1 pseudogene is annotated in these 218 nt (G+C 60.1%); it reads left to right on the forward strand.

Going from position 1 to position 218, the window contains the following annotated elements:
* A pseudogene (locus HLUSI_RS28140) lies at positions 1 to 218 on the forward strand (hydrolase); the annotation flags it as partial.

A 218-nucleotide genomic window follows, 5' to 3' on the forward strand; every position in this document is an offset into this window, starting at 1 on the left:
AACGACGCCAGCGGCGATGTCTCCAACGAAGCGCATCAACGCGCCGTCGAACGCATGATCCAGCTGGGCGCACGTCCGATGACTTCGCTGCAATACCTGCTGGAATTGCAACGCGACTGGGCTCGTACCGAGACTTACAATGAAACCGTCACCACCGCAATCGCCAATGGCGGCGCTTACGGCCTGGGCCTTTTTTGGCGCTGGACGCCCAGTGATAC

This window comes from Herbaspirillum lusitanum P6-12 (assembly GCF_000256565.1).
In the GTDB taxonomy this organism is placed as follows: Bacteria; Pseudomonadota; Gammaproteobacteria; order Burkholderiales; family Burkholderiaceae_D; genus Herbaspirillum; species Herbaspirillum lusitanum.